This window comes from Archangium sp. (assembly GCF_036388035.1).
Taxonomy (GTDB): Bacteria; Myxococcota; Myxococcia; order Myxococcales; family Myxococcaceae; genus Archangium.
In genome coordinates, this window is sequence record NZ_DASVSO010000053.1 from 1 (window position 1) to 1,531 (window position 1,531).

Sequence of the window (1,531 nt, forward strand, 5' to 3'; positions counted from 1 at the left end):
CTGTACGGACTGGCCCGGCGGGTGAAGCGCTGGTGGCTCGTGCTGGGAGTCCCCTCGGCGCTGCTGCTGCTGGTGGCCTCGGCGCTGGACCCGTACCGCGCCCGCGTCTTCTTCGACCAGGCCCCCCTGGAGCAGGGCCCCCTGCGCGAGCGCATCACCGCGTTGATGGCGCGCGCGGACGTCTCCTTCGCGGATGTGGTGGTGGAGAAGACGTCCGTGGCGAGCAAGCGCGTGCAGGCCTACTTCGCGGGCCAGGGCCCCACCCGCACCATCGTGCTCACCGACACCCTGCTCCGCGAGTTCTCCCCGGAGGAGATCCTCGCCGTCGTCGCGCACGAGGCGGGCCACGTCCACGAGTCGAAGTGGCCGGGGCGCATCGCCGCGTCGGTGGCGCTGGTGGCGCTCCTCTTCGTCATGGACCAACTGCTGCGGCACGCCGCGGCACGGGGGTGGTTCGGCGCCACGCGCTTCGCGGACATCCGCACCCTGCCCCTGCTGTGGCTGCTCATCTTCCTCGTCTTCTCCCTGAGCGGCCCCATCTCCGCGGCCTTCTCCCGGGAGCGCGAGCTCGAGGCCGACCGCTACGCCCTGCAACTCACCCAGGACCCCACCGCCTTCCGCCGCATGCTCGTGAAGGCTACCCGGGTGAACAAGATGGACCCCGAGCCGCCTCGCTGGCTCGTCCTCAAGGGCTACACCCACCCGCCCATGGGCGAGCGCCTCGCCGCCCTGCCCTCCCCCCGGCCCAGCCCCTGACGCTAGGTGCCGAGCCGCTGGGAAGAGGCCTGGCGCTTCTCCAGGTGCTCCCGACAGATGGGAGAATCGAACAGCGCCACCATCTCGTCGTGCCAGCCGCCTTTCGACGGGGACACCGCGACGTGCCCCTTCTCGTCGATCTCCGCGAGGATGGTGCCGGCGCACGGGACGGACAGCTTTCCCCTCCGGGTGAGGTACCCATCCCCGGGAGCGGCGAGCTGGCGCAGCGGATAGACGATGCCCGAGGCCTTCTCGAGCATCTTGTCGCGCAGGCTCAGGGGATCCTTGTGGCAGGTGGAGTTGAGCTCGGTACAGAGGAGCCGGCAGGCACCGCCCCGGCACGCGTCCCGGAGATGATCCTCGTGGGGGTGGCCGTACGGGTTCTGCGTGCCCACCGAGCACACCGCGATCTTCGCACTCACCCGCTGGTAGAGCTCGGAGCGCTCCAGGAGCTTCTTGCCCTCCCGGATGCTGCCGCCATGGTGCGGGATGCGGAAGACCTCGGCGGAGAGCTGCTTCGACTCTGGCGTCTCCACGTGGGCCAGCCGCTCCCAGGAGCCCAGGGGTGCATCCGCGCCGATCAACACCGCCCCCCCGTGATGCACCACCCGCAGGACGGCCGAGGCCCGGTTGGGAAGCCCCCTGCAACGCCTCAGCGCGCTGATCATCTGATCTCCAAAGGGCAGCAGCAGGCTGATGTCCCAGTCATTCCCTTTCTGGAGGCAGATGGGCTTCACGCCCCGAGAGATCGGCTGGAGGGCTTGAATCCTGCCCC

Annotated in this window: 2 protein-coding genes; one reads left to right on the forward strand and one right to left on the reverse strand. The window is 70.0% G+C overall.

Annotation, left to right across the window (positions count from 1 at the left end; genetic code table 11):
* On the forward strand, positions 1–756 hold a 756-nt coding region (locus VF697_RS02415), incomplete at its 5' end, for a M48 family metalloprotease (RefSeq protein ID WP_331091838.1).
* 2 nt (positions 757–758) lie between these two features.
* Here the strand turns inward: VF697_RS02415 and VF697_RS02420 are convergent.
* Positions 759–1,531: hypothetical protein (locus tag VF697_RS02420; RefSeq protein ID WP_331091839.1), on the reverse strand; the 773-nt coding region annotated here is incomplete at its 5' end.